Origin of the sequence: Halorubrum rarum (genome assembly GCF_048380895.1) — an archaeon.
GTDB lineage: Archaea > Halobacteriota > Halobacteria > Halobacteriales > Haloferacaceae > Halorubrum.
The window spans coordinates 63,372-88,238 of record NZ_JBLWMN010000005.1; the positions used below are offsets into that span (position 1 = coordinate 63,372).

A 24,867-nucleotide genomic window follows, 5' to 3' on the forward strand; every position below is an offset into this window, starting at 1 on the left:
GAGATGAACGCGGTGTATCTCGCACGGGTATCGAAACACTCTCTGGCGTGGGAGAACCCTCAGCGGTCGCGTCACATTCATCGCTGGCCGGCGGATTCACGACGATCGGGTCCGGAAAACGCGATCTCGGGCGGAGTCCCGGTGCTTAAAAGACGGAGAGATACTCCTCGATGGTCTTTCGCTCTTCGTCGGTGAGGTCGAACAGATCGTAGACGGTGTCGTCGATCTCGGCTTCGAGGTCGTCGATGCTCGTCTCCTCGACGGTGCGCCGATCCGCTTCCAACGCCTCGACGAGTCGTTCCACACCGTCTCGCGAGCGCGGGATCGGGATCGACGTCTCCTCGCCGCTCCGTACGTTCCGCCCGGCGACGGCGGCACGAACGTAGTTCGCGCGGAGCTCTCGCTCCTCGGTATCGCCTCGGTCGATCAGCGGATCGGTGATCTCGTCGGACCGACCGGCGCGTACGACGAGTCGACCGTCTTCGTTCCGCTGGACGTCCGGATCCACCGGATACCGTCGCGTCTGCCACGTGTAGTCGATATACTCCAGATCGCCCTCGAACCCACCGAGATACGCCGCCGGGAACCGGTCCGCTTTGCTACTCAGATCGATCGTCTCGACGATGCGACGAACCGAGTCTCGCAGCTGGGTCCGTTCCGGCCCTGCGAGGTCCAAGACACACGGTAACTTCTCTACGAACTGCGATCGGTACTCGTGTGCGCCCGATATCTTCAGGGCCGCTATCTGTTTGAAGTAGAACTCGACGGCGTTCGAGTTGAGCTGTGACGCGACCACTTCCGCTCGGTCCTGATACTGCTCGGTGAGATCGGTCCCGTACGCGGTCGTGAAATACCACGTTCCGGACTCGTCCATCATGAACGGGGTTCTCCCTTTCGAGATCGCCGGTTGGATGATCTTCGGTTGTTCGAACTTCTCTAAGTTCTGGGATCGCCCGAACTCCCACCACGTTTCGCTGTCCTCCCAGTTGCCTCGTTCCCGAGCGCGCAGCGAGTCCTCATGCGATCTGAAATAGTCCCACGAGCGAGGGAGCTCCGTACGGAGTTCCGATTTCGAGTAGAGCGTCGCCGTCGACTCTCCCGTCTCGGTCTCCGTTACGTGGTACGGATAGATGACGTGGAGGCCCGACCAATCGCCTCGCCATCTTCCGACGTCCTTCCCTTTTAAGAACGGCCGAAGGAGATCGGTTTCGATCTCGTACTCGGTCGATTCCCCGGTTGGGACGACGGTAACGACGCCGCTCGTGTCGCCCGCTTCCACCCGGTCGGCATCCAATACGTCGACGACGTATACCTTGTTCGCGCTCGTTCGAACCCCTTGGAACACCGCATCGGTGACTTCTCCGACGGAGTGGGTCGATCCGGATTCGAGTTTCTCAAAGATCTCCCACTCGGTTTCGGGCATGAGCGACCAGAACCCACCGTCCAACCGAGATTGCGGGAAGTCGAACACGTCGATATGTCCGTCGGAATATCCCGGAACCGTACGATACTGAGCGACCGTCTCGATGACCGCTTCGTCGACGTGTCGACCGCTCCGTTCATCGACGTTGGCTTTGACTCGGATACAGCGGACCGTGTTCTCCTCTCTCGACGCCGCCGACGTCTCACGCTCCAATACGAAGATCGCCGGACAGTTCATCGCGTCCTCGAACACGCCGGAGTTACGGAAGTCGTACATCTCCTCCAGTTTCGTCCCGTGAAGGATCTCGTTTCGCATACCCGCTCCGTAGTCCGTGTTCATGAACTGGTTCGGAGTGATGTATCCGAGACGACCACCCTCGGACAGCATATCTATCCCCCGCTCCGTGAACAGACAGTAGAGATCGTAATTACCGATCGCGGAATCGTAGAGCTCACCGAGGAACCGCTTCTGTCGCTCGGGGAGGTATTGAACCCGTACGTACGGCGGATTCCCGACCACGTAGTCGTACTCCATGTAGTTTTTCACGACGAGCGCGAGCACGGTGTCCTCGAACATCTTGAACAGTCGTCCGTCGCCGTGGTCCTCCCGCAGGTATCGAACCGTCGCGAGGATGTCGTCGACGTACGGCTCGAAGAACGCCTCGATACCGTCGTACTCGCGGGTCGTGTAGCGGTGAACGCCTTCATCGAGCCCACCGTGATACTCCCACATCCCCTCCCGCATGTGGTACTTCACGACGTCGAGGACGCCCTGCAGCGCCGCGAAGTACTCCCCGAAGTTCCGGACCCCGGCGTTCACCCGCGCCGTGTCGTATTTCGGCATCCGCACGCGCTGGACGAGGAACCCGTCTTCCGTCTCCCCGTTCGTGACCTCCTCCTCGTCGACCTCGATCGGAAGCGGCACCGGTATCTTCACGTCCTGATTGTCCTCCGTGATCGAGTCGAGGGTCATCTGCGTCTGCCCGTCGTCGCCCAGATCGATCCCGGTCAGTTCGCGCTCGTTCCGGAGGGAATCGGTGCGGAAGATCGGCAGCCGCCGGATCGTGAACTCCGGCGAGCTCCGCTTCGCCTCCCGGTACTCCGGCAGGATCGCGACCATAAACCGGATCTGCGCCATCAACACGGCGAACGGATGGATGTCTAACCCGACGATGTGCGGGCGCGTACACAGCTCCGTGATCGCCGCCGCCCAGTCGGGATCGTCCTCGTACCGCCGAACGTCCTCGAGGTACCGATCGACCGCCTCGACCAGAAACGTCCCGGAGCCGCACGACGGATCGATGAGCCGTTCCTCGGAGACGCCGACGTCGTACTCCACGCCGTCCATGATGTAGTCGATCACCGGCTGGGGCGTGTAGAACTCCCCGAGCGCCTGCCGCGTCTCCGGGTCGAAGTACCGCTGGTACAGATCACCGAGCGGGTCGCCCTCGATACGCGAGAAGTCGAACTTCAACACGGCGAAGGAGACGTGTGCGATCGCTCGACTGAACCGCTCGCGAGTCGCCGGAGTGACGCGAGTCACGTCGCTCCCCTCGGCCGCGACCTCACGGAACCGATTGTACGGGTTGTCGTGCTGGCTGGCGGTCTGTTCGCCGAACCCGTCCGTCCACCAGACGAAGATGTCGTCCTCGAACAGGCTCTGAACGAGCTGGTTCCGCATGTCCTCGATCATCCCGTTCGCGGCGATCGGATACGCGTCCAGCTCGATCGTCCCGCTGAACCCCCCGAGCTCGTCGAAGTAGCGGCGGAGCCCCGTTTCAGTGGGGAAGAAGTCGTGGTCGTCAGTCGCCTTGGCCAACAGGAGCCGAGCGAGCAGCGCGTGCCCGGACTCCAGACAGAACATGAAGTCCCGCAGCGATCCCTCCCCGTCGATGAACGGCTCCCAGGAGTCCGGGATCTCGTCGGGCTCGCTGGCGTAGCTCGCCTCCCAGAAGTCGTATGCACCCGTGACGAACGTCGCGTCCTGCTCGTCGCGGAGTTCCACGAGCAGGTCCATCATCGCCGTCACGAGGTCGGCGAAGGGGCTGTCCTCCTCCAACCGGAACGTCTCGAAGAAGTGTTCGCGACCGAGCGCGCCGTCGAGCTCGACCGCGTCGAGTCGGTCGAGGAACGCGGTGACGCTGTCGGGATCGGTGACGTCCCACTCTGGCTTCCGAAGCGCCGCGTCGAGATCGGCGGCCTCGCGTTCCGTCGCGTCCCCGAGTGCGACCGTGAGCAGCCGTCGGTGGCCGTCGCGGCGATACAGCCGTAGCTCCGAACCGTTCGTGAGAACGCCGTAGTCGGCTTTGAGCTCGTCGACGTAGTGGAACAACTGGGCCTCGTGCGGCGCGAGGTCTCTGTCGGTCGTTTTGAACTCGTACACCGCGGTGACCGACTCGTTTGCGTCGAGCGTCACGTAGTCCGGCCGTCTGTTGTCGGGGAGCGTCCACTCGCTTCGCAGGTCGTGTCCCGCACCGTCGTAGCCGAGCAGGGCGTAGAAGCGCTCGTTGAGAAACGCGTTCTCAACGTCCTTCTCGCTCATATCCGCGTCGAGTCGGGACGCGATCCCGTGGAGAGAATCGAGGATCGCGGACGTGTCGGGCATGGATCCCCCGAAACGGCCACACGGTAAAAAGGTTGTATCGGCCGGGCGGTGGCCGGCGTCGACGTCGGTCGGTTCTCACCCCGACGCGTCCGAGTCCGCGCTCAGTCGAACGCCGCCACGAACTCGCCCTCGGCGACCGGGTCGGGCACGGACGACTCGCCGTCCTCCTCGCCGGGTGCGAGCGACGCGTCGAGCGCGACCCGCGCCGCCCCCGTCTCGTCGATCGCGTACGCGACCGCGCTGTGTCCCAGATCGGCCTCCCATATCCCGCCGTCGTCCAGGCCGGCCGTCGCGCCCCCGGCGTACCGGAGGCGAACCACCGTCTCGGGCCCGTCTCGACCGAGGACCTCGATCCGGTCCGTTTGGTAGTCGATGCGCAGGATATGACCCGATCCGCGTTGATCACAGAGGACGTCGTGGGTCACGTACGCCTCCTCGAAGGCCGGGACCCAGTCGACGAGCGCGTCCTCGTCGAACGCGGTCGGCGGGTCCGGGTACGGGACCGTCGTCGCCGTCTCGTACGTCCGCGTCTCGTCGTTCATCGTGACCTCGATCGTCTCCGATTCGACGTCGCATTCGGGACGGATCGGTTCGCCGTCGAACCGGTCGGCGACGGCGGGACCGTCGTCTCCGGTTGGGGGAAGCCGTGAGCAGCCGACCAGACCGGTCGTCGCCGCCGCAGCGAGGGCGGGCAGGAGCGTGCGTCGTCGCATACGTCCGTCATGGATCGGGGCCGACATATATCCGACCGAGGCACAAACGCGCGTCGTAGTCTCGCGTCCGTCTCCTCGTGGGACCCGGTCGATCGCCGAGACGGCTCCGTCTGTTCGTCACCACCACTCCGGGAGAACTCTTGTTGTGCTTCGTCACTCCCGCACCAACCGCTCGTCGCCGTCCTCGACCACGACGTCGAGGCCGTGGTCGTACACGAACGCCGCGAGGTGCTCGGGGACGATGCGCTCGGCGGCGAAGCGCGCACGCAGTTGTGGGACGACGTCGAGGAGGTCCGAACCCGTTTCGAGCACGGGGAGCGACTCGACGAACTCCACGTCCAGACCCGCGTCGCGCCCGCGGTTCGTCAGCGTCGTCAGCGCGGGCGCGTCGAACGCGCCCTCGAAGTCGATCGGCTCGGTGAAGCCCGCGTAGTACGTCCGTCCGCGGGTCGACGGCCCGAGGACGACCCCGCTCGACCGGAGCTTCATCGCGGCCGAATCGATGGTCGTCCGCGAGAGCAGCGGCGCGGTCGGGGTGACGACCGCGACCGAGTCGGCCCCCTCCTCGCGGAGGAGGTGCGTGACCGTGTTGCCCGCGCGGGCGTCGAACGTCGAACCGACCTGCTGCTCGAAGCGGACGTCCTCGGTCCCGCCGAGCGTGTCGGCGACGACGGCACGGAGCTCGGCCGCCGGCGAGGTGTCCGTCCGGAACGCCGCCGGGAGGTCGTCGTCGGTCGGGTAGTTGACGAGCAGGTCGCCGCCCGAGCGATCGACCGCGAGGACGGCGTCCCGCAGCAGGGCCTCGTACAGTTCTGCGGTCTCCGCGGCCGACAACGGCGTCGACTCCGCGAGCTCCGTCGCGACGAGTCCCTCTCGTGGCGGGTCCGCCAGTACGGCGACGATGGTCATACGTGAACGTGGCCGCGGCGCACCCTTTAAATCGCCGTTTCACGTCGGCGGCGTGGTCGCCGTTTCACGTCGGGGGCGGAGCCGACCGGACCGATCGCGAACCGACCGCTAGGAGAAGTCGCGTCGCATCGCGATCTCGAACCACGGACAGAGGCGGAGCTGTCGGTACAGCGCGGGGTTCTCGTGGAGGTGCTCGTAGTCGGCCCACAGCATGCCGCCGATCTCCTCGTCGTCGACGTCGAGCGACGTGTCCTGGAGGGTGACCTTCAACACGGCACACACCTCCCATTCGACGCCCTCGTTGGGGTAGTAGCGCTTGTACTCGAACCGGTCCGTGACTCGGACGTCGTCGTACTGGTCGGGCGTGATGCCGAGCTCCTCCTCTAACCGCTGTTCGGTTGCGGCTTCCTGTGACTGCCCCTCGACGGGGTGGGAGGCGACCGTCCCGTCCCAGTGACCGTCCCACAGGCGCTTGGTGGGCGCACGCTGTGCGAGCAGGATCCGCCCCTCGCCGTCGAACACGAGGCAGGTGAACGCTCGGTGCCGGATGCCGTCGCCGGTGTGCGCGTCGAGTCGGTTGACCGTCCCCTGCTCGTTGTCGTCCGGATCGACCGCGATGACGTCCTGTAAGGCGTTCTCGTGATCGGTGTCGACGTCGTCAACGCTCCCGCCGGGGTCCGCGCCGGGCGCGTCGGCGTCCTCAGTGCTCATGAGACCACTGTCGTCGACCGGGACTAATAAGGGTTCGATACGGCAGCGGCGCGGGGGCGGAACGGACGGCCGCACCGACTCGATCGAGCCGTCACCGCCACGGGGTGAACAGCCGTGCGTCGAACCGGTCGGCACGGACGAGACCGACGCCGAAGGAGAGGGCGACGACCGCGGGGACGACGTTCCCGAACCAGAGGTTGATCGCCCCCCAGAGGATGACGAAGCTCACCATGTCGTCGAGCATGAACTCACAGCCTGCGAGCCGGTCGCGAAGCGCGGCCGTGTCGAACGCGCGGTCGAGCGCGACGACCGCGACCGTCGCGGACAACACCCATCCCGCGTAGTTCGAGATCGGGACCCCGTAGAACGCGCCGCCGCCGAACGTCCAGAACCCGAGCGCGACCGCCCCCGGATCCAACACGACGTCCATCGTGACCACCGCGGCGATCACGGCGAGGAGCCGGATCCACCACGTCGCCGCACGAGAGCCTAAAAGAAGCAGACACAGTAGGTACGCGTTCATCACGAGCGGGATGAAAAACACCGGCAGCGCCAGCGGTACCCCACCGAGCATCGGCCCGAGACTCACCGTGTACTCGAACGTCCCGTAGGGCCATCCCGTTCGGACCCCGACGAGTTCGATGAGGTACGTGTACGCGATCAACAGCCCGATCCAACCGACCGCCCGCCGGTCGAGCAGCGGCAACACGCCGACGACGAGCGGCGAGCGCATCACCACCACGCCGAACAGGACGAACCACGGGTTGAACGCGAGCGGCTCCGGAAGCCACCCCTCCGCGCTCCCGACGAGCGTGAGCGCGCCGACCGCCGGGAACAACACCGCGATCGTGAACCGGTTCTCGCGGACGACCCGGTCGAGAAGGGTCTCCGCACCCCGTCGAGTGTCCGGCAGCCGGTCCCGGAGCGTCGCGGTCCGTGGACCAGACGCCCCCGAGGACGAAGTCGAGGAGGAGTCGTCACCAGTCACCCGATCACCTCCCAAAGCGGATAGACGCGCCAGAGGCCGCCCATCGCGAGCAGCGTGCCGACGGCCGTGTTGAGCGCCGGGAACCACCAGTACGCCCGGTCGACGTCGACCGACGAGACGGCGACCCACGCGGCGAACGCCGGGTACGCCGCGAGCAACGCGCCGAGTCGAACGTCGACCGTCGCGAACGCGGCCGCAGCGGCCGTCCAGCAGGCGAGACAGTACGCGTGCGTTCGCCGCTCGCCGAGCACGGTCGCAGTCGTTCGGATCCCGGCCGCTCGGTCGGGCTCGATGTCGGGGATCGCCGAGAACGTGTGCATTCCCATCGTCCAGAGCCACGCGCCCACGAGCGCGGCCAGGGGCGGGTGAGCGCCCGCGACCGTCGCGTACGCCGCGGCACCCGGCAGGACGTACAGCCCGTTCGAGACGGAGTCCGCGAGCGGCGTCGTCTTGAATCGGAGGGGCGGCGCACTGTACCCCACCGCGAGCACGAAGAAGCCGACGAGGTACGGCCACGCGACCGCGGGCGTGATCGCGAACGTTCCCGCTCCGAGCAGTCCCGAGGCGACGACTGCCGCGGCGACGAGCCGATCGCCCCGCCACCGTGCCTCCTTTCCCTCCTTTTTCGGATTGATCGCGTCGATGTCGGCGTCGTACACGTCGTTGACGCCGTACAGGAGAACGTTCGCCGGAAACAGGAAGTAGGCGGCGAGCGCGACGGTCGTCGGCGTGAACAGGTCGCCGACGTCGCCGATACCGTACGTGACGCCGACGGCGACCGGTCCGGCCAAGTACAGCCAGAACCGCGGCCGGGAGAGGACGACGAGATAGCGGAGGCGGTCAGCGATCCCCACCGTGTCGGCAACATCGAGCCGGTCGGTCTCTCTCTCCGTCGGATCACGCTCGGGGTCGGCCCCGTCCAACGCGTCACGCTCGGAGTCGGCCCCGTCCAACGCGTCACGCTCGGAGTCGGCTCCGTCCGTCGGGTCGTGATGGGGTCCCGTCACGGCTCGGTTACAGCGTGTCGGCGATCCGTTCGGCGGTGAGCTGTCCACTGATCAGACACATCGGGACGCCGATACCGGGGGTCGTCGTCGCCCCCGTGAAGAAGAGCCCGTCGACGACGGTCGAGGCGTGCGGCGGTCTAAACAGCGAGGTTTGCCGTAGCGTGTGTGCGAGTCCGAGCGCGGATCCCCGGTAGCTGTTGTACCGGTCCGAGAAGTCGTCGACGCAGAACGTCTCCTCGAAGACGATCCGGTCGCGCAGCTCCGTCCCCGTGTTCTCGGCGATGTCGTCGAGCACGACGTCGCGATACTCCTCGCGGAGTTCGGGCGTGTCTGCCAGCCCGGGCGCGATGGGAACGAGCGCGAAGAGGTTGCTGTGCCCCGCCGGTGCGACCGTGTCGTCCGTCTTCGACGGGACACAGAGGTAGTAGGCGGGGTCGTCGGGCCACGCGGGGTCGTCGAAGATCTGCGCGAAGTGCTCGTCCCACGCGCTCGGCAACACGAGCGTGTGATGAGCCAGCTCCTCGACGTCGCCCTCGACGCCGAGATACAGGAGGAACGCCGACGGCGCGTACGTCCGAGAGCGCCAGTACTCGTCGGTGTACTGCCGCTTGCTCGGCGGTAACAGCTCCTGCTCTGTGTGTGCGTAGTCCGCGTTGGAGACGACCAGATCCGCGAGATACCGCTCTCCGGACTCGTTGTGACCGTCCGATCCCGCCGTGTCGATCGCGAACGCGCCGCGCCGCCCCTCGATCGCGGTCACTTCGGCGTCGGTGACGAACTCGACGCCGAGCTCCTCGCCGAGTTCGACGATCCCGTCGACGACCGCCCCGATCCCGCCGTCGGGGTAGTACACACCCATGTTGAAATCGACGTGGCTCATCAGGTTGTACAGCGCGGGCGTGTTCGTCGGGGAACCGCCCAGAAACACCAGCGTGTACTGCATCAGCTGCTGGAGTTTCGGGTGTTCGAAGTACTCCTCGACGTGTCCCTGCATCTTGCCGAGCAGGGAGAGCCCCCACGAGTACCGGAGCACGTCGGGATCGACGTAGTCGCGTAGTCGGGGACGATCCTCGTACACGAAGTGTTCCATCCCGACCTCGTAGGTGTACTCCGACTGCTCCAAGTACGCGTCGAGCGCGTCGGCCGCGCCGGGCTCGTACGACTCGAACAGCTCCTTGTTCCGCTCCAGATCGGGGACGACGTCCACGCTGTCACCGTCCTTCCAAAACACGCGATAGTGCGGGTCGAGATGCGACAGCGTGTAGAACTCCTCGGGCGACCGACCGAAGTGTCCGAAGAACCGCTCGAACACGTCCGGCATGAGATACCACGAGGGACCCATGTCGAATCGGAACCCGTCGGCTTCGAGGCGGCTCGCGCGCCCGCCGAGCTGTTCGTTCTTCTCGAGGAGGGTGACGTCCGCGCCGGCGTCGGCGAGGTAACAGGCCGTCGAGAGGCCGCCGAAGCCGCCGCCGATAACGACGACGGACTCGCCGGCCACGCCGTCGATGTCCGGGACCGCGTCCATGAGTGAACCGTGGAGCGGGGGCGGTATAAATACCGGCCAGACGCCGCGAGAGAACACGCCGACGTCGCCGCGGACGTCGCCGCCGACGAGCAGAGTCGGAAGCGGTGGGTGCGGCCGAACCGAGAGCGGTGAGTACGACTAAGTCGCCGTCGAACGTATCCGAGTGCATATGGATCCGACGGTCGCGATCACCGGTGCGACGAGGGGGATCGGACGGGCTGTCGCGAACGCGTTCGTCGAGGAGGGCGCGTTCGTCGCCGTCTGCGGCCGTGACGGCGATGCCGTCGATCGAACCGTTGCGGAGTTGAACGACGCCGAAGTCGGTGGAACCGCGGACGATCCGGACGGCGAAACTGCGAACGCGAACGATACCGATGACGGAACTCCGAACGCGGACGGTTCCGGGACAGCGTGGGGCGCTCGCGTCGACGTCCGCGACGAGTTCGATCTCGAACGGTTCTTCGAGCGCGTCGCTCGCGAGGCCGGCCCGATCGACGTCGTGCTCGCGAACGCGGCGGTCTTCCACGGCGGGCCGGGCGAGAGCCCGACCGACGACGCCTCCTACAGCCGGTTCGACGACACGATGCGGACGAACGCTCGCGGCGTGTTCGCGACGATCACGGAGTCGCTCCCGCACCTCGCCACCGACGCGCGAGTACTCGTTCCGTCCGGCGCGGTGGCACACGAGTCGAAAGCGGGGATGGGCGCGTACGCCGTCTCGAAGGCCGCGGCCGAGGCCGTCGCCCGCGGCTTCGCGGCCGACATCGCACAAAGCGTCGGCGTCGTCGACCCCGGACTCGTCGCCACCGATCTCACCGGACTGGAGCGGGCCCGCGATCCCGAGAGCGTCGCACCGCTGTTCGTCTGGGCCGCGACCGACGCTCCGGCCGAGGACCTGAACGGCGGACGACTCGGACTCGGAGAGTGGAAGCGGGCAACCCGATGATTTATCCGTGATACCGGGCCCAGAGGACCCGTGCTCGAACGACTCGCCGCGCGGGGGAACGCGGTCGCGTGGTGCGGTCCCGCGCGGGTCGGCCGCCGATCCCCGGTCGGGGGATCGGCTGTGACACGCACCGCCTGTTCGCCCCCAAAGCCCGTTCGTGCGTACACCTGGAATCCCGTTCGTGCTTATAAGCGCGACACGCGCGCATCGACGTCGAGATCGGACGACCCCGCCGACAGCGACGCGATCGCGTCCATGAACGCCGTCCGATAGCTCGCCGGTCCCGGCGGCTCCGCCTCGGCCGCCCGTTCCCCGGCGAGTCCGTACGCCGCCGTCGCGACCAACGCCGCCTCGAGCGTCGACGCCAGCGGAGCGTCCGGATCGCGAGTCAGCGCCGCCATCGTTCCCAGCGTGCTTCCGAGCATGCAGCCCGAGCCGACGAACGTCCCCATCCGCTCGTGGCCGACCGAGAGCTCGTACGCCGCCTCCGCATCGGCAATCACGTCCGTGTCGCCGGACGCGACGACGACCGCGCCCGTCTCATCGGCCAGCGCCCGCGCCGCGTCGTCGACGCCGGCTACCTCCCCCACGGATTCGACACCCCTGACCGTCGCCTCCTCGCCCGCGAGCCCCTTGACCTCGCCGACATTGCCCTTGATGACGTCGAACGCGACCGCATCGAGGAGTCGACCGACCGATTCGACGCGGTGGGGCGTCGCCCCGTAGCCGACGGGGTCGAGGACGACCGGAACGTCAGCCTCGTTCGCCCGCTCGCCCGCCTCGATCATCGCGTCCACCTCGGCGACGGTCGCCGTTCCCGTGTTGATCACGACGGCGTCCGCGCCCGCAGCCATGTCGCCGGCCTCCGCTGGCGCGTCCGCCATCACCGGAAGCCCGCCCCAGTGAAGCGTGACGTTGGCGGTCTCGCTCGTCGTCACGTCGTTAGTGAGGTGATGAACGAGCGGTGAGGACGTACCCAGTCCGGACAGCGTCTCTCGGACGAGTTCGCCGTCGATCGGCGTCTCATCGGGCATCGTCGACCACCTCCCGAAGCTCGCGAGCCGCAGCGTCCGGATCGTTCGCGGCCGTGATCGCCGAGATCACCGCCACGCCGGCGGCCCCAGCCTCGATCACGGAGGCCGCGTTGTCCGCATCGATCCCCCCGATCCCGACGATCGGAACGTCCACGGCGTCGGCGATCGTTCGGACTCGCTCCGGACCGATCCCGTCCCGTTCGGTCGCGACATCCTTGGAGTCGGTCCCGAAGACGGCACCGACGCCGAGGTAATCCGCACCGACCGCCTCCGCGGTCGTCGCCTCCTCGACGGTCGAAACGGAGCAGCCGACGATCGCATCCGGACCGAGCTGGTCGCGGGCGATCTCGACCGGGAGATCCGACTGCCCGAGGTGGACCCCGTCGGCCGAGACCGCCCGTGCCAGATCTATCCGGTCGTTCACGATCAGCGGGACGCCCGCCTCGTCAGTCAGTTCACGGAGTCGGAGACCGAGCCGATACCGACTCCGCGCGTCCACCCCCTTCTCACGGAGCTGGACGACGTCGACGCCAGCCTCCAGTGTCGACTCCACGATCGAGAGGGTGTCCCGACCCGCCGAGCGGCTCTCCTGTGTCACGAGATGCGTCCGCCACGTCGATGGTTCCATGGGTGGTAGTAACCAGTAGTCACGACAAAACCGTTCCGTTCCGCGTCGGAGAGTGGTTCGGAGGCGTCGAGTCGGCGTCGTCGACTGACGGAACCGGGTGCGGACGGTCGACCGCCCTATTCGTCCGCGGCGATCGATTCGACCATCTCGACGCTGCCCGTGAGTTGGCGATGGACGTACGGAATATCGATACCCGCCTCGTCGAACGCCTCCTTGACGGCTTGGACGTACTCCGAACGGACCTGCACGAAGTCGCCGCGATCGGGTTCCGATATCCACCAGCGAGACTGTAGCCCGACGTCGGAGTCACCGAGTTCGACGAGTCGAACCGACGGACCCGGATCGTCGAGAATCGCGTCGTGGCCCCTGGCCACCTCGACGATGATGTCCGTCGCCCGATCGATGTCGTCGTCGTAACCGATCCCGAACACGAACGTCTGTCTCAGCGTGTCGTACGCGACGGGGTTCGTCACCGCGTTGTTCGCGAGGTCGCCGTTCGGAACCGTGACCCGTTCGTTGTCGAACGTTCGAACGCGCGAGACGCGGAGATCGATGTCCTCGACGCGGCCGGCGTTACCGTCCCACTCGATCCAGTCGCCGACCTCGAACGGCTTGTCCTTCAGGATGAAGATCCCGGCGACGAAGTTCCCGAGCAGGTCCTGTGCGGCGAAGCCGACCGCGAGCGCGAGCGCGCCGCCGAAGACGGCGAACGCCGACAGGAACGCACCGAATCCGGCGACGGTGAACGCGATCGCGATGGCCGCGAACCACACGATCGCGTTGGCGACGCTCGTTCCGAGGCTCCGAACGACGTCGTCGAAGCCTTTCGACCCGAGTACGCGTCGAACGGACGGAACGAACAGGTACTTGCCGAGCAGAAACACGGTGAGAAAGCCGACGACGAACAGGGCCAGCGAGACCGCGATACCGGCGACGTCGACGGCGTTCGCGATCTCGTCGATCTGTAGTGGATACATCATGGCGTCCTTCGGAAGAGTATTTAAAGAAACTACTGGCGACGACGTTCGGTACGCTCGCTGTCCGGGCCATCAGGTGTGACCGAAAGCGGACCGTCTCCGAGGGCGACGGAGCGGAGCCGACGGCCGTGCGGATCGGCACGTCGGATCCGGTCGGAAACCGCCTCGGGGACCCAGCTATCGCGGCCGACGGGGTCGGGTGCGGCGGAGCCGTGGTCGGAACGGACGTCCTCGGGGAGGTATCGGGCGTACGTCGGGAGCCGTTCCACGAGCGGCACGCCGGCCCCCTCGGCTATCTCGCGGAGCTCGGCGAGCGCCGGCCACTCGTACGCCGGGTTGATGTAGTCGTCCGTCACGGGTGAGACACCGCCGAGGTCGTCGACGCCACAGTCGACGAGATCCGCCGCCGCCGAGAGGTTCGGCGGGACCTGTACCGAGACGCCGTCGGGCAACGCGACCCGAGCCATCGAGATGACGCGTCGCATCGTGTCGAGCCCGGGACGTTCGAACGCAGAGCGCTCGTTGGGGACGACGTTCTGCACTATCACCTCCTGGACGTGCCCGTACCGCTCGTCGAGCGCCCGGATCGCGAGGAGACTCTCGGCGCGATCACGCCAGTCCTCGCCGATCCCGACGAGGATCCCCGTCGTGAACGGGACCCCCTGTCGGCCCGCCGCCCGGATCGTGTTCAGTCGCTGGCCCGGCGTCTTCCGACGGCCGCCCGCGTGGGCGTCGACGTCGGCGGTCGTCTCCAGCATGACGCCCATCGAGGCGTTCACCTCGCGGAGCCGCTCGAACCGCTCCCCGGTGAGATCGCCGGGATTCGAGTGCGGGAGCAACCCCTCCTCGATGGCGATCTCACACGCACGATACAGGTAGTCGTGGATCGAGTCGAACCCCCACTCGTCCAGCTGTCGGTGGATCGCCTCGTACCGCTCATCCGGGTCGTCGCCGAAGGTGAAAAGGGCCTCCGTACACCCGGCGTCCGCGCCGACACGACACCGCTGGCGAACCTCGTCGGGACTCATAAGCGTCGCCTCGCCCGGCACGTCGTAATACGTGCAGTACGTACACGTGTATCGGCACGCGGTCGTCAGCGGGACGAAGACGTTGCGGGCGAACGACAGTCGATCGGCGGGCTCGACGTCGGCGGGGGTGACGGAGAGGAGCCGCTCGACGTCCGTCTCGTCGACGTCGATCTCGATGTCGTACTCGTCGGCTGCCGGGAACACGCCTTGCCGTCCGCGGTCGAGCCTCAAAAAGGGTCGCGGTCGGCCGCCGACGGTCGGTCTCCGCGTGAATCCGGGTCCGCTACTCGCGGCGAACGCCGACCCGCCCGCGCGACCGGTCGAGCTCGAAACCCGCCTCGCGAAGCAACGTCGCGGCGCGGCCGTCGCCGTGGACGAGCAGCTCCGCGAGGTCGTCCGACTCGTCGATGTCGGTCGCGAGCCGGTGGGAGTCGATCTCGCGAACGGTCGCACCGACGTCGGCCGCGATCCGGAGGTGATCGAGGTACGACGCGCCGTGATAGTCGACGCGGAACGACGGGTGACGGATGACGAGCGCGTTCGTTCCCCCGCCTCGACCGGGAGCGATGACGACGTCGCCGTCGGCGTCGAACAGCTGCCGTAACGCGCCGGGGGTCGCAAGCGCGAGGTCCGCCATCACGACCGCGACGCTCCGTCGCGGATCGCCGGGGTCGTTCGGAGTCGACGTCGGATCGGCGATCGCATCGTTGACCGCCGTAGTCAGCGCTCGTTCGTCGACCGTGACCGGCACCTCGGCGTCGGTGTCGATCGCGACGCCGACCGGCTCCGTCGCGAGCACCCTGGGAGACTCGCCGGTCGCGGCGATGGCCTCGACGACGTCCGCGAGCATCGCTCGTGCGAGCGATTCCCGCTCACTCGATGAGAGCGTTCCTGAGAGCCGCGACTTCGGACGGTCGGACGAAAACGGGACGAGAACCTCCATCGCGGCGGCCGTCCTAAAACAGCGATTCGAGCTCGTCCTCGCCGTCGCTGACGAGGTTGTCGAGGTTCTCCTGGCTCTCCTCGCGGATCTCGTCGAGGTTGTCCTGTGCCTCGATGGCGACCTGCTGGAGCTCCTTGATCCGGGGGACGTTCGTGACGCCCGCCAGCAGGATCACGGTGGCGACGAATCCGGCACCCCGGTACGGGTAGTCCCCGCCCCGGACCTCCATCGAGCCGGTCTGCTCTTCGAGCCACTTGCGGCCGCGCTCGATCCCCTTCCGGTTGAGGTACTCCGGCGGCCCGGCGAGCACGAGCAGCGCGCGCTCTGCACCCTCGATCTCACACGGAAGCGTGAGACGACCCAGTGCCGCCTTCCGGACGAGACTCGTGATGCGGTTCGTGGTGTGTGCGCTGTCGAGTTCGTCCCCGCCGTCGTCGTTTCGGAGCCGTGAGAGCAGGCCGCCGGAGCTCCGCTCCGCGACCTCCTCTTCAGCGTAGCCGACCGTGGAGACGCCGCCGCCCGCGAGCGTGTTGATGATCTCCGAGGAGTCGACGACGCTCTCGGCGACCTCCTGGCCCTGCTGGATCTCGCCGGCTCCGAAGAGGATGCCGAAGCGTCGAACGATCTCCTCGTTTATCTCCTCGTAGCCGCCCTGCACGGACTCGCCCGTCTTCCGCCAGGCGTCGTTGTCGAACACCATCAGGTTGTCCACTTCTCGGACGAACGTCTGGAACGACCGGGCGGCGTTGAGCGTGTATATACCGCCCTCGTCGCTTCCCGGCAGGACTCCGAGCCCGTAGACGGGCTCCGTGTAGATCCGTTTGAGGTGTTTCGCGAGCACCGGCGCACCGCCGGATCCGGTCCCACCGCCGAGTCCGGCGACGACGAGGAACGCGTCGACCTCGTGGACCGGGATAGAGTCGATGGCACCCTGTACCTCGTCGATGTCCTCCTCGGCGATCTCCGCTCCGAGTTCGTTGTCCGCGCCGACGCCGTGTCCTTTCACGCGTGACTGTCCGATGAGCACGCGCTGGTTCTCGGGGATGTGTTCGAGCCCCATGAGATCCGCTTTGGCCGTGTTGACCGCCGCGGCCGCACGCACGATCTCGGAGCCCGTGCGCTTGTCGTACTCCAAGAACTTGTCGACGACTTTCCCCCCTGCCTGTCCGAATCCGATCATTGCCAGTTTCATCGTGTACCCCGTTTGTCCTTGCAAAAAACACAGAGGGATCTCCGATATAAGGCTTCTGATGGGGTTACCATCGTTGAGACCCACTTCCATGCCCGAGAAGCGGTCGTTCCGTTCTCGTACCGCCGTACTTCGTCGACTCGAACGACGTCGGTCGAGCAGTCTACACCAACACTAAACGCGTGTTCGTTTGTACCGGTCCCTCGTGGGTCGACATCGCCGCCGCGTCGACGACGCGTCGCGGTCCCGTGAGTCATTCGAGACCCAAGTACTCCGCGAGCGTCGTCATCTCGTCTTCGTCAACGCCGAACGCACCGACGTCGTTGTCGGCGGTCGTGTTGTCGAACTTCAGCGAACGATACTGATCCGGCCCCATCGGGAACCCCGGAATCGCACCGAGAACGGTGAGACCGAGCCTCGCGAGCGGCATCGGGAGCGGGACGATCCTGACCCCCGTCCGCTCGGCCTCGTACACGAGCGTCGTCACCTCGCGAAGGGTGAGCACGTCGGGACCGCCGATCTCGTACGTCTCTCCGGCGTGGTCGTCGTCCTCGACGGCGGCGACCAGCATCGGGACGAGATCCTCGACGTGGATCGGCTGGAACCGGGTCCGACCGCCCCCGGGAAGCGGATAGATCGGAACGCCCGGCGCGAACATACCTTTCAACCGCTTCGTGAACGAGACGAACTCGCCCCCCTCGCCGAACACGACCGACGGCCGGAAGATCGTCCAGTCGAACTCGCCGTCACGGACGATCGCCTCCGCCTGTCCCTTCGCGCGGATATACGCCGTGTCGCCGTCCGGATCGGCACCCAGTGCGCTCAACTGAATGAACCCGTCGACCCCGCCCGATTCGGCCGCCCGCACCAGATTTTCGGTGCCGCCGCGATGGATCCGATCGTGCATCTCGTTGCCGCCCTTCGGCTCGAAAAGCGGCGAGAGCGCCACGAGGTTCACCACCGCGTCCTGGCCGTCGACGGCCGGTTCGATCGAGTCGTAGGCGGTGACGTCACCGACCGCGGAGTCGACGCCCTCGGGCGTGTCCTCCGGCGATCGGGAGAGCGCCGTCACCTCGTGTCCACCGTCTGCGAGTGCTCGGCAGAGGTACGACCCGATGAAACCGGTTCCGCCGGCTACCAGCACCTTCATGGCACGTGTATCGGAAGGATCCACCGTAAACCTACCGCGTGTGTCAGACGTCCGCAAGACACGGGTCGAGACCGTCGCGTGCCAGTCGGTCGATCCGGATCCGGACCCACCGATACCGCCCCACCGAGCCAGTCGATTTATCCCCCGCCACGTCGGAACGCGACCATGCTGATCACGCTGGAGGGGATCGACGGGAGCGGAAAAACGACCGTGTGGGAGGCGTTACACGACGCGTATCCCGACGCGACGTTCACTCGCGAGCCGACGGATAGTTGGTACGGCGACGCCGTCCAGCGGTCGATCGACGACGACGACGCCGACCCGCTCGCCGAGCTGTTCTTATACACGGCCGATCACGCGAACCACCTCTCGGGAACGGTCCGTCCCGCCCTCGAGGACGGGAAGCTGGTCGTCTCGGACCGCTACTCCGACTCCCGGTTCGCCTATCAGGCGGCGACGTTGGCCGAAAGCGACGTCGACCTCGCTCGCCCGCTGGAGTACATCCGAGGGATCCACAGCGCCTTCTCGCGGCCGCCGGACGCCACGATCTATCTCGACCTCGATGCCCGGACCGCCGCGGAACGATCGGGACGGACGAACAAGTTCGAACAGGACGGTTATCTGGCGTCGGTTCAAGCCAACTACGAGCGGCTGATCGACGCGGAGCCGGGGCGGTTCGTTCGTGTCGATGCGACGCGGCCACCGGAGGACGTGATACGTCGGGTCGAGGACGTCGTCGCCGATCTCCTCGCGACGTAACGGCGTCGAACCCGTGTTTCCGACGCCGCCTCACTGCGTGTCGGGGAGTTCGTACTCGTCGGGTGGCGGCACGTAGAGGTAGTCGATCGCCGCACCGAGTGCGACCGGGAGAAACACGAGGACGGCGGCGACGACCGTCGGACTGCCCAGATCGACGCCGGATCCGACGCCGAGGAACCCCGTGAACAGCAAGGTCGACCCGAGCAGGACCATCGGCGTCAACACCGCCGTGTACACGACCCACCCCCACGTCGTCGACAGCCGCAGTCTGAAGAACCGAGTCAACACGCCCGCGAGCAGCGTGTGAAAGGCGACGAGCGCGGCGAGCAGCGCGAACCCGATCAGCGCGAGCATACCTCCGCTAGGACCCGCCCGCTTTTCCCCCTATCGGAGAGCGCTCGCCCGCGCTCCCGGTACCTTATATACAATCCCGAGTCAGACCCGCCGTGACGTGAGCAGCGCTCCGGATCGGTCGAGACGGGTGTGTGGGACGCCGACCGGAGTGAGAGACCGTACCCACCTGTTCGCTATGGCCCTTCAAAAGGTTCCGCCTGACCCCTGTTGACGGGCGGACGAGAGCACGCTGGCCACCGGTTCGGTGTACTCGTAGCCGGGGATCACGCCTTGAACGTAGGTCCCCTCGACGAAGTCGATCAGCGCGCCCGCGTCGTCGACGCCCCGCCGCTCGTTGATCTCGACCAGCGAGAGCGTGACGACGATCTCGTCCCCGTCGCGCTCGACGTCCGGGTCGAACTCGTGGTCGCCCCGCGTGACGCCGCCGACGTCGACGACTCGTCGTTCGAACGTCTCTGACCAGCCGTCCTCGACCACGTCCGCGACGTGGTCCGTCGTCACAGCCGAGAGGACCGGTACCCGGACGGTGATCTCGAAGCGCAGACGTCCGTCCTCGAGGGGTTCGACGGTCACGTCGCCGTCGAACGCGGTCGTAACCGATACCCACTGATCGTCCGTCTCCCGTTCGAAGGACCCGTGGTCCGCGAACGCGCGTCGAACGCGATCGGGGGGTTGACTCATACCCGATCGGAAGCGCCACGACCTCAAAAGGGCGTTGTGTCGCCGAACGTCGCTCCCGTTCGGCGACCGGGTACGCCGACTCGATCTCCGGCAGGAGCCGCGCGTCCGGGGTAGTGGCACACGAAGCCGGTACTGGTGGCCCTTTAACGGTCGACTCGCAATGAATCGTATGGCAGAACAGTTCCTCTCCACCGATGGGGTGATAGACGCGATCGCCGAGGCGTCGTTCGACCGACCGCCGGCGCTCGTCAGCAACGCCCACGTCACTGGTCTCGGCGTCGCTCGTGCGCTCGATGCACACGGCGTTCCCGTCATCGCGCTCGATCGCGCCGGTGGTTCGGTCGATGCCGGGGGGACCGACACCGACTCCCGGACGATACCCCATGACGGGCTCGCTCCGCCGTCGGACGCGGTCGATTTCGCGGGTAGGGTGACGTACCCGCTCGACGATCTCGACGGCTTCCGGACGGACGTGGAAGCGATCGTCGACGCCGCCGGCATCGACGCCGTCGCGTTCGGCTGTATGGACGAGTGGGCGCTCGCGTACGCCGAGGCGGAGCCGGACGGCGTCCGACTCCCCTTTTCGGGGATAGACACCCTCGATGACGTGTTGAACAAGTCGTCGCTGTACGCGACCTGCGAGGAGCTTGGCGTGCCGTATCCCGAGACGTATCGACTGGGAGACGACGGGGTCGATCCGGACGAGGCGGCGGACGCGCTCGGCTTCCCGCTCGTCGTCAAGCCGGCCTTGAAACGCGAGTTCGAGGAGGCGTTCGGCACGAACGTGATCGAGGTCGCCGACCGAGAGGAGTTCTCCTCCGTCGTCGACGACGCGGCCGCCGAGGGCGTCGAAGTGATGGCACAGAAACGGGTCGATATCGCGACCGGCGAGGACCGCTCGCTCGCGTCGTACGTCCCGCCGTCAGGCGTCGATGACGCGCTCGCGGTCGTGGGCAACGCCGCCGTCCGATACCCGCAACAGTTCGGCACCTCCTGTCTCGTCGAAACGACCGACGATCCGGAGATCGAGGCGCGCGCGCTCGCCGTGTTGGAGGACGCGGGGTACCACGGCATAAGCGAGGCGGAGTTCGTGTACGACGCCGACCGCGAGGAGTACCTCCTCCTCGACGTCAACACCCGTCCGTGGAAGTGGATATCGCTCCCGGTCGCGGCGGGGGCGAACCTCCCGATGGCGGCGTACGCCGCGGTCACCGACGCGACGTACGAGTCGTCCGGGACCGATCCGACACGGTGGGTGTACCTCCGCGATTACCTCGCACTGCTCGCGGGCGACGACGGGTTCTGGGACCTCCTCTCGGGAGACGACTGGCGTCGGCTCGTGTCCGGTGCGTTCGAGGAGGAGACCGGGCTCACGACTGGAGTCTATCGTCCGGGGGACCCCGCCCCGGCGGCGAAGCTGTTCGAGACGGAGTTCGTCGACCGCGAGTACTACTGCTCCTGTTGAGTCCGGAGCGGTGCGGCGATCGGTCGACGGTTCGGCGCGCCGAGGCGCGGAGCGGAGACGAGTCGGTCCGACTACGGCGTGAGGCGACCGACGGACAGCCAGTCGACGCCGTCGGTCCCTGCCATCGCGAACACCATCTCCTTGCGGACGCCCCCCGCGAGTCGGACGTCCAAGGAGAGTTCCCGGGGCGCGAACGCGTGATCGGGGTCGACGACGCGGACGAGGTGCTCGGAGTGCGGTAGCTCCTCGACGGTCTCGACGTCGAGATACGTCCGGAAGTCGGCTCCGAACTTGAACCCCGTTTTGGGGACGGCCGCTCGATCGCGGAGCCGCTCGTACACCGACAGCCGGCGGTCGAACCGATCTCCCTCGACCGCCCGACCACGGGCACGGATCGCGTCGGCAGCGGGGTCGGACCCAGCGTCACCGATCGACCGGGACAGCGACAGCGATCCCCGCGCCGCGAGCGACGCCGCTTCGACCAGCGAGAGCTGGAGCGCGCCCTCGATGTCGGCGGCGCGACCCGTGAGCGGCTGTCCGTAAAAGCCGCGGACGTAGAGCGCCTCGGGCGCGTTCCAGACCATCACTCGGTCGTCGAGCAGGACGCCCGTGAGCTCCGACGGCGGATCGTACGCCGTCGATCCCTCGATATCCGGCGTCGTCGCCGCGAAATACGTGATGTCGCTTTCCTCGTCGACGACCGCGAGCGTCTGCCCGGCGACGTCGGCAGCCGGGAGCGACTCGCGCTCCCCGACGATGCGGACCGGATACAACACGTCGCCGGTGTCGGGCGTCGACCCGCGCTCGTAGACGACGAGATCGACCGCATCGCCCACGTCGGCGTCGCCGCCGGGCCATCCGTCGCGGGTCGGCGAGAGGTAAAATCCCCTGTCCCGGAGGTCGGCGTACACGAGGTATCGCACCGCGAATCGGTCGGTGGCTGCCGCGCTGTCGACGAAGAACCGCTCGAACCCGAGCGTCGGGCCGTCGTCGCCGTCGATCGCAACGCCGGAGAGATCGCCGCGGAAGAGGAGATGCGCGGCCTCGACCCGCGAGAGCGCGATCTCGTTGCCCGAGAGCGGTCGACCGTAGCCGCGGGAGTCGTAGAAGCGCTGGCGGGCGTCGCCGCCGACGTGGACGGCGTCGCCGCGGAGCTCCCCTGTCGGTTGCATGTTTATAAGCGCGGGCGGGCGGGGTAAGGCGGTTGCGGTCCACGAGGGACCGCGCGGGCCGTTCGCTCGGCTCGCCCCGTTCGTCGGCGAGCGCGTCTACAGAGAGACGTGCGAGTGCCTCGGGGTCCCACCGAGACGGACCCGTCAGTCCGTGTACGGCTTCTCGATGTTCGCATCGCCGCTGATGAGCGCGTTCATTCGGCGGGTGATCCAGTCGAGGATCGAGATGAGCGGAGAGAGCGCTCGTTCGACGAGTCGGACGGGGCCAGCGACGGTGAGCGACCAGCGTTCGGCGTTCCCGAGACCGAACGACTTCGGGACGATCTCGCCGAATATCAGGACGAGAACGCTCGTGAACAGCGTCGTCACGACGACTGCGGATCCGGACGGAAGCGAACTGGCGACGAGGACGGTGACGATACTCGAGATGGCGATGTTCACGACGTTGTTTCCGACCAGAAGCGTCACCAGCAGCCGGTGGGGGTCGTCGTGGAGTTCCTTCAGCGTCCGTCCCCGGGGATCTCCCGTCGCCGCCTGCGCGTCGAACCACTCGGGTGAAAGCGAGAAGATCGCGGTCTCGGAGCTGGAAAAGAACGCGCTCACCGCCAACAGAACGACTATCGCGACGATACCACCGAGAGCGAACGGGAACAGGACCATACGTCCCGGTTACACACGGTGGCCAAGAACGTACCGACGAGCCGCTTCCTCCAGAAGGTCACTTCCCCCAGAAGGGGTCCCGCTTTCGGCGCGTGTCGAGATACGCCGAGAGCGTCTCGCGCTCGTCGGCGGTGATCTCCGATTTCAGCTCCTGTTCGAGGATCTTCGCGTGCTTCTCCGGGATCTCCGTCCAGAGCGTGTCGCCCTCCTCGATGTCGCGGCCGACCGTGGGGCCGTCGATGGCGATGCTGACGCGCTCGCCCGCTCGGGCCTCGTCGACGTCGTCCCCCTGCTTTTGGATCCCGGAGAGCCCGCCGACTCGCTCGAACTCGTTGCCGTCGAAGTAGCCGACGTTGCGGTTGTTCTGGAGCGTCCCCGAGATGATCTCGACGCCGACGACGGCGGGGTCGTTCTGCCGGAACGTGTGATCGGGAAGGATCCGGAACCGCGCGGGACGGACGACCTTGTCCAGGACGGTCTCCTGTTGGGCGCGCTGGCGCTCCTCGACGAACGTCTCGTAGTCCTCGATGAGCTGATAGATGACGTCGTTCTCGAACAGCATGACGTCCGCGCTCTCCAGTTCGCGCTCCGCGTTCGGGAGGAGATCGACGTTGAAGCCCAGGATCGCCCGGTGTTCGTCCTGGTTCGCGGTCTCGGCGATGGCGATGTCACGGGGTGCGATGTCGCCGACCTCCGCGCGCATGATCGGCACCTCCGCCTCCCGGAGCGCGTTCGCCATCGCCTCCAGCGAGCCGAGCGTGTCGGCTTTGACGACGACGCCGTCCTCCGCGGTGTCGACCTCGATCTCCGCGAGCTCGGCTTTCACCTCCTCGACCACCTCCGCGAGCGGCCGGTCGCGGACGACGCGGATCGGGGCACCCGCCATCGCGTCGTCTAAGTCCGGCGCGGCGATCTTCACGCCGGCCGCCGCGCCGACCTCCGCCACCTTCTCGAACTTCTTCTCGGTCCGGATCTCCGCTAGGGGACGCGGCTGGAGCAGCGCGCGGACCTCCGTGACGATCGGCTCGTCCTGCCCGCCGACGACGATCGTGTCGCCGTTGCGGAGCACGCCATCGTAGACGACGGCGTCGACGGTCGCGCCGAATCCCCGCTCGTCTTTCACCTCCAGGACGGTTCCCTCGCCGGGACCGAACACGTCGATCGCCATCTCGTCTCGCATGAACCGCTGGGACAGCCCCATGAGGACCGTCAGCAGGTCCGGGATCCCCTCGGCGGTGATCGCGGAGACGGGGACGACGCCGATGTTCTTCTGAAAGTCCTGGACGCGCCAGTACAGGTCCGCCGAGAACCCGGCGTCCGACAGCTGACCGATGATCTCGTACAGTCCCTCGTTGAGCATGGACTCGGCGCGCTCCGACTGCGCTTCCAGGCTCCGCTGGATCGGCTGGCCCTCCTGCGGGTTCCAGCCGGGCGTCGTGTCCACCTTGTTGGCGGCGACGACGAACGGGGTTCCCGTCCGGCGGAGGATGTCGATCGCCTCCTCGGTCTGCGGCTGGAACCCGTCGTTGACGTCGACGACCAGCACGGCGATGTCGGCGAGTGCGCCGCCGCGGGCGCGCAGGGTCGAGAACGAGTGATGTCCCGGCGTGTCGATGAAAAGCAGGCCGGGGAGGTCGAAGTCGCTGGGGTCGATGAGCTCGCCCGCCATCGTCGAGATGGTTTCGAGCGGGATGTCCGTGGCTCCGATGTGTTGGGTGATCGCACCCGCCTCGCCCTCGCTCACCGCGGATCCGCGTATCTTGTCCAGCAAGCTCGTCTTCCCGTGGTCGACGTGGCCGAGCACGGCGACGATCGGCGTTCGAAGGGTGTCCGGTTGTGTGTCGTCAGTCATGAGAATCGCCCCGAGAAGGTCGTTGGCGTTAGTTCGGCCCGGACGTCAGTTAAGTGTTTCAGAACGACGGCGCACGGTCACAGCGACGGCGCGCGTTTGGTGCCACGGCGGGTCGACGCGTCGCAGGGCGAATCGTCGTCCGTCCG

Annotated in this window: 22 protein-coding genes; 3 read left to right on the forward strand and 19 right to left on the reverse strand. The window is 66.9% G+C overall.

The genetic code is table 11. The annotated features are described in order from the left end of the window. Positions 1–145 precede the first annotated feature (145 nt). The 7 genes from ACNSN7_RS04810 to crtID form a co-directional block, all read right to left on the reverse strand. On the reverse strand, positions 146–4,027 hold the full coding sequence (locus ACNSN7_RS04810; RefSeq protein ID WP_418281061.1) for an Eco57I restriction-modification methylase domain-containing protein: 3,882 nt from the start codon (positions 4,025–4,027) through the stop codon (positions 146–148). Between the two features lie 101 nt (positions 4,028–4,128). Further along, positions 4,129–4,740 (reverse strand): hypothetical protein, encoded by a 612-nt coding sequence (locus tag ACNSN7_RS04815; RefSeq protein WP_418281062.1) that lies wholly within the window; start codon positions 4,738–4,740, stop codon positions 4,129–4,131. A gap of 153 nt (positions 4,741–4,893) precedes the next feature. Next, on the reverse strand, positions 4,894–5,649 hold the full coding sequence (locus ACNSN7_RS04820; protein WP_418281063.1) for a DUF2064 domain-containing protein: 756 nt from the start codon (positions 5,647–5,649) through the stop codon (positions 4,894–4,896). Between the two features lie 108 nt (positions 5,650–5,757). After that, positions 5,758–6,360 carry an NUDIX hydrolase gene (locus ACNSN7_RS04825; RefSeq protein ID WP_418281065.1) on the reverse strand — a complete coding sequence of 201 codons (603 nt, stop codon included), beginning with the start codon at positions 6,358–6,360 and terminating at the stop codon, positions 5,758–5,760. A 91-nt stretch (positions 6,361–6,451) separates the two neighbouring features. Continuing rightward, the gene (gene cruF / locus ACNSN7_RS04830) at positions 6,452–7,348 is read right to left on the reverse strand and encodes a bisanhydrobacterioruberin hydratase (RefSeq protein ID WP_418281066.1); all 897 of its coding nucleotides are present in this window, start codon (positions 7,346–7,348) and stop codon (positions 6,452–6,454) included. Continuing rightward, on the reverse strand, positions 7,345–8,202 hold the full coding sequence (locus tag ACNSN7_RS04835) for a prenyltransferase (RefSeq protein WP_418281340.1): 858 nt from the start codon (positions 8,200–8,202) through the stop codon (positions 7,345–7,347). Before ACNSN7_RS04835 ends, cruF begins: the two co-directional genes overlap by 4 nt. Before the next feature lie 160 nt (positions 8,203–8,362). Next, on the reverse strand, positions 8,363–9,883 hold the full coding sequence (gene crtID, locus ACNSN7_RS04840; protein WP_418281068.1) for a bifunctional phytoene desaturase/3,4-desaturase: 1,521 nt from the start codon (positions 9,881–9,883) through the stop codon (positions 8,363–8,365). A 169-nt stretch (positions 9,884–10,052) separates the two neighbouring features. On the opposite strand from crtID, the gene ACNSN7_RS04845 reads away from it, so the two are divergent. Then, complete coding sequence (locus ACNSN7_RS04845; RefSeq protein ID WP_418281070.1) at positions 10,053–10,829, forward strand: SDR family oxidoreductase; 777 nt, start codon at positions 10,053–10,055, stop codon at positions 10,827–10,829. Positions 10,830–11,014: 185 nt separating this feature from the next. On the opposite strand, the gene thiM is transcribed toward ACNSN7_RS04845, so the two are convergent. The 7 genes from thiM to ACNSN7_RS04880 all read right to left on the reverse strand — a co-directional run bounded on the left by thiM (position 11,015) and on the right by ACNSN7_RS04880 (position 17,778). Continuing rightward, positions 11,015–11,863 (reverse strand): hydroxyethylthiazole kinase, encoded by an 849-nt coding sequence (gene thiM, locus ACNSN7_RS04850; RefSeq protein WP_418281071.1) that lies wholly within the window; start codon positions 11,861–11,863, stop codon positions 11,015–11,017. Then, positions 11,853–12,491 carry a thiamine phosphate synthase gene (gene thiE / locus ACNSN7_RS04855; RefSeq protein ID WP_418281072.1) on the reverse strand — a complete coding sequence of 213 codons (639 nt, stop codon included), beginning with the start codon at positions 12,489–12,491 and terminating at the stop codon, positions 11,853–11,855. The genes thiM and thiE overlap by 11 nt, the downstream gene beginning before the upstream one ends. Before the next feature lie 116 nt (positions 12,492–12,607). After that, positions 12,608–13,468 carry a mechanosensitive ion channel family protein gene (locus tag ACNSN7_RS04860; protein ID WP_418281074.1) on the reverse strand — a complete coding sequence of 287 codons (861 nt, stop codon included), beginning with the start codon at positions 13,466–13,468 and terminating at the stop codon, positions 12,608–12,610. A gap of 32 nt (positions 13,469–13,500) precedes the next feature. After that, positions 13,501–14,700, reverse strand: a complete 1,200-nt coding sequence (cofG, locus tag ACNSN7_RS04865) for a 7,8-didemethyl-8-hydroxy-5-deazariboflavin synthase subunit CofG (RefSeq protein ID WP_418281075.1) — start codon at positions 14,698–14,700, stop codon at positions 13,501–13,503. Positions 14,701–14,779: 79 nt separating this feature from the next. Then, positions 14,780–15,439, reverse strand: coding sequence for a 2-phospho-L-lactate guanylyltransferase (gene cofC / locus ACNSN7_RS04870; RefSeq protein WP_418281077.1), 660 nt, complete (start codon positions 15,437–15,439; stop codon positions 14,780–14,782). 13 nt (positions 15,440–15,452) lie between these two features. Beyond that, on the reverse strand, positions 15,453–16,631 hold the full coding sequence (locus ACNSN7_RS04875) for a tubulin/FtsZ family protein (RefSeq protein ID WP_418281078.1): 1,179 nt from the start codon (positions 16,629–16,631) through the stop codon (positions 15,453–15,455). Between the two features lie 250 nt (positions 16,632–16,881). Further along, the gene (locus tag ACNSN7_RS04880; protein ID WP_418281079.1) at positions 16,882–17,778 is read right to left on the reverse strand and encodes a complex I NDUFA9 subunit family protein; all 897 of its coding nucleotides are present in this window, start codon (positions 17,776–17,778) and stop codon (positions 16,882–16,884) included. Positions 17,779–17,943: 165 nt separating this feature from the next. Between ACNSN7_RS04880 and tmk the strand changes: the two genes are divergently transcribed. After that, positions 17,944–18,537, forward strand: coding sequence for a dTMP kinase (tmk, locus tag ACNSN7_RS04885; RefSeq protein ID WP_418281081.1), 594 nt, complete (start codon positions 17,944–17,946; stop codon positions 18,535–18,537). A gap of 30 nt (positions 18,538–18,567) precedes the next feature. On the opposite strand, the gene ACNSN7_RS04890 is transcribed toward tmk, so the two are convergent. Together ACNSN7_RS04890 and ACNSN7_RS04895 are read right to left on the reverse strand one after the other, a co-directional pair. Beyond that, positions 18,568–18,891, reverse strand: a complete 324-nt coding sequence (locus ACNSN7_RS04890; protein ID WP_418281082.1) for a DUF7991 family protein — start codon at positions 18,889–18,891, stop codon at positions 18,568–18,570. A gap of 183 nt (positions 18,892–19,074) precedes the next feature. Continuing rightward, positions 19,075–19,572 (reverse strand): DUF5813 family protein, encoded by a 498-nt coding sequence (locus ACNSN7_RS04895; RefSeq protein WP_418281083.1) that lies wholly within the window; start codon positions 19,570–19,572, stop codon positions 19,075–19,077. 169 nt (positions 19,573–19,741) lie between these two features. On the opposite strand from ACNSN7_RS04895, the gene ACNSN7_RS04900 reads away from it, so the two are divergent. After that, a complete protein-coding gene (locus ACNSN7_RS04900) occupies positions 19,742–21,037 on the forward strand; it encodes a carboxylate--amine ligase (RefSeq protein ID WP_418281084.1) in 1,296 nt (431 codons plus the stop codon). Positions 21,038–21,108: 71 nt separating this feature from the next. Here ACNSN7_RS04900 and endA read toward each other — a convergent pair whose 3' ends face one another. The 3 genes from endA to infB form a co-directional block, all read right to left on the reverse strand. Further along, on the reverse strand, positions 21,109–22,209 hold the full coding sequence (gene endA / locus ACNSN7_RS04905) for a tRNA-intron lyase (RefSeq protein ID WP_418281085.1): 1,101 nt from the start codon (positions 22,207–22,209) through the stop codon (positions 21,109–21,111). 144 nt (positions 22,210–22,353) lie between these two features. After that, entirely contained in the window at positions 22,354–22,869 is a 516-nt protein-coding gene (locus tag ACNSN7_RS04910) for a CNNM domain-containing protein (protein WP_418281086.1), read from the reverse strand. 58 nt (positions 22,870–22,927) lie between these two features. Then, positions 22,928–24,721, reverse strand: a complete 1,794-nt coding sequence (gene infB / locus ACNSN7_RS04915; RefSeq protein WP_418281087.1) for a translation initiation factor IF-2 — start codon at positions 24,719–24,721, stop codon at positions 22,928–22,930. Positions 24,722–24,867 lie beyond the last annotated feature (146 nt).